The organism is Parafrankia colletiae (assembly GCF_001854655.1).
Taxonomy (GTDB): Bacteria; Actinomycetota; Actinomycetes; order Frankiales; family Frankiaceae; genus Parafrankia; species Parafrankia colletiae.
In genome coordinates this window covers 1-3,303 of record NZ_MBLM01000072.1, presented here as the reverse complement: position 1 = coordinate 3,303, position 3,303 = coordinate 1, and the positions used below count along the sequence as shown (strand labels likewise).

The window sequence follows — 3,303 nt, the reverse complement described above, 5'->3', positions numbered from 1 at the left end:
ATACTGAGCTTCGAGAGGATCAAGAGAGTTTCTGAATAACTTCAGGGGGCCGGCGGGGAGTGAGGAGAATACCTCCGGAGCGCGTGCGGAGAGCGCGCCACACCAGAGGCCAGGTTCACGGGTGAGTCGCCCAGCGCCGGCGGACGGCGAACGTTGACAACGAAGTTCGGGAGTCGTTCTGTGCCCGGGGGCGATCCGGGTGACGACTGCGTCGACGAGGAGTGCCCTCACTAGAGTTCTCGGCACTGGGCGCCTGGCGTCTGCTCCGACGGCGGTGGTGGGGATCATTGCGGCAGCAGGAGCGCCATGGAATGCACATCCCTGCCTCGGACCGGGCGGCTGTCCGGGAACGCTTCCGGGCGCAGTTGCGACCGGATCCGTGGCCGAAACGTCCCGCAACCGGATGAGATCGTTGCGACGTCGGGACGCGACATTACGGCTGTGGGCCGGAGCGATGCAGGCGCTCGGGCGTGCTCGTGCTCGCACTTTGCGCCACGACCGCCTCGCTGGTGCAGACACTCGTCGTACCGCTGTTACCGGACTTCCCAAGGCTGCTGGACCCCACCGTCGGCAACGCGTCGGGGTTGGTGACCGTCAAGTTGCTCACCAGCGCGGTCGCGACGGCGCTAGCGATGGGACTTGGAGGGACCGCCGCCTAAGGGCAGTTCTCCGTTCGTGGGCGACTCCGTGCGTGCGATGAACATGGCGACGACATGTGCCGTTGCGTTGTAGATGAGATCAGTCGTGGATGCGGCCATTTCATCCATCGTGGCTGGACCCCTCGCAATCGACAGCGCGGCTGTAACGCCCGCGTCTCGCGCCTCTTGCGCGGACAGGGCCACTCGACCCGCGATGACCACGATCGGGCAGCGGTCCCCCACAGCCCTGACCACCCCCTCGATCACCTTTCCTCGGAGCGACTGAGAGTCAAAAGCTCCTTCTCCGGTGATGACGAGGTCAGCGTTCTCGCACTGTTCGGCGAACCCCAAGGAACGCAAGACCAGGTCCGATCCAGGCATGATCACTGCTTTGAGTAATCCGACCAGGCACGCGGGCATACCGCCGGCAGCGCCCATTCCGGCAGTCGTTGTCACATCGATGTCGCTCATGGCCGCAATCACTACGGCCAACTGCGCAAGCCCGGCGTCGATCTCCTGAACTTGGGTCAAGGTGGCGCCCTTCTGCGGGCCGAACACCCGTGCGGCGCCACTTGCGCCCGTAAGGGGATTGTCCACGTCGACTGCTACCCGGATCAGGACGCCGCTGGCGCGGGGATGAAGCCCTGAAAGATCAACCGTTCGAATCTTGCTTAGTCCCGACGCGCCGAGGACGACCTCGTGCCCGCCATCGTCTAGGAACCTCGCACCTAGTGCCGCCAGGAAGCCTGTGCCGCCGTCATTGCTGGCGGTCCCCCCGATGCATAGCAGTACTTCGGACACGCCGGCGTCCAGAAGCTCCCGAGCGAGCAGTCCGACGCCGTAGCTGTGGGCGGCCATGGGCTGGAGGTCGACATCGGACACGTGAATGAGGCCATTGGCCTCGGCAGCCTCGATCACGCCCAGYCGACCATCAGGAGAGATGCCGATCCGAGCAATCCGAGGCCGGCCAATCGCATCGACGGTTGGCACCTCGCGGATCGCAAGGCTCGCTGACGCGGCGAACGAATCCAACGTTCCCTCCCCGCCGTCCGCGAGCGGGCACTGGACGATATTGACCGTCGAGCCCAGGACGGAACGCACGCCGGCGGCCATGGCTTCCGCGACGTCGGCAGCGGTAGAAGTGCCCTTGAAGGAATCCGGCGCGACAACGATCGTCAGAGCACCGCGGCCCGCGCAGGGCAATCCTTGGAGCCCCTCGCGATGCTGCGCTGAACGCTCGACGGCTGGCTCTGTCAGGGTCTTCGACGATCCGATTTCAGACATCTATCCAGCACCGCCCCAAGCCTCAGGATTCACTGGGTGTGGGGGACACACTCCTCCCACCATGGCTGCGGCGTTCAGAGCGCACAGGCGGGCCATCTCGGATCGGACGGACACCGTTGCGCTGCCGATGTGGGGTAGCAGGACGGTGTTCGGCAGCTCAACCAAACCCGTAGCAAGCGCCGGTTCGTGCTCGTAGACGTCAAGTCCTGCAGCAGCGATGGACCCGTCGCGCAAGGCCGTCACCAGGGCCGCCTCGTCGACAACAGGACCTCGCGCCGTGTTGATCAAGATCGCTGAGCGCTGCATGGCCGCCAATACGTCAGCATTGACCAGATGGTGAGTAGACGTCGACAGCGGCACGTGAAGCGAGAGGAAGTCACTGTCCGTGACGAGATCACTCCACGAAACATGCTGCACCCGGCCCGCAAACTCGCCCAGCTCGTCGTCGGCCACGACGCGATCCCCGGGTGGACGGGGACAGAACATCACGGTCATGCCGAATGCAAGCGCTCGCCGTGCCGTCGCTCGGGCGATGCGCCCGAAGCCCGCCAGTCCGAGTGTGCGACCTGAGACATCGCTGCCGAGGAGCAGCTCTGGCTCCCAGCCCGTGAACGATCCTGCCCGCAAGAATTGATCGGATTCCACGCCGCGTCGCGCCGTTGCCAGCATGAGCAGCATCGCGACGTCGGCAGTCGAATCGGTGAGCACTCCCGGCGTGTTCGCCACGGTGATGCCTGCTGCGGTAGCTGCTGCCACATCGATGTTGTCGAAGCCGACTGCGTAATTGGAGATTCCGATCAACGATGAGTCCCGAAGTAGCGGTGCGTCGAATCGATCTCGCAGTTGCGACACAATCACGCTGTAGTGGCCCGAAGCGCTCGCTCTGCGTAAGCCGTCGTAGTCKAGTCTCCTGACGTCGACCTGGCCGGCTCGCTCGAGGATGTCCATCCCAGGAGCCGGGATAGGGGTAGTGACCAATATCCTGCTCACGGCGAGGGCTTCATTCGGGGTGCTGTCTGCGCTTCGGCTAGTGYCGCGAAGTCGCGCGCAGGCGTGGCACTCACGACAACTGGGCAGTCATCGTTGTTCTCTCCTCGCTTGAGCCGAGCCAGCCCGTCAAGTCCCTCAGCGAGCAGGATTCTCTGCCGTGCTGCGCGAGCGGCTGGGCGCGGCAGCCCTGACCAGTTGAGTGGTTTCGCCACACTTTCCACCTCCGTCGCCCTCACGCTCAGCTGCCACAGACTGAACGCGCGATGATGTGCTTCATGATCTCGTTGGTGCCTCCGTAAATTCGTTGAACCCGAGCATCCTGGAATGCGCGCGCCACCGCGTACTCGGTCATGTAGCCGTAGCCGCCGTGAAGCTGGAGGCACCGGTCGAC

3 protein-coding genes are annotated in these 3,303 nt (G+C 64.4%); all 3 read right to left on the bottom strand.

Features of this window, described 5'->3' with window-relative positions:
- Positions 1-626 precede the first annotated feature (626 nt).
- Complete coding sequence (locus tag CC117_RS09200) at positions 627-1,922, bottom strand: glycerate kinase (RefSeq protein ID WP_084131798.1); 1,296 nt, start codon at positions 1,920-1,922, stop codon at positions 627-629.
- On the bottom strand, positions 1,923-2,912 hold the full coding sequence (locus CC117_RS09195; protein ID WP_071083327.1) for a 2-hydroxyacid dehydrogenase: 990 nt from the start codon (positions 2,910-2,912) through the stop codon (positions 1,923-1,925).
- Between the two features lie 238 nt (positions 2,913-3,150).
- On the bottom strand, positions 3,151-3,303 hold a 153-nt coding region (locus CC117_RS34440; protein WP_256385365.1), incomplete at its 5' end, for an acyl-CoA dehydrogenase family protein.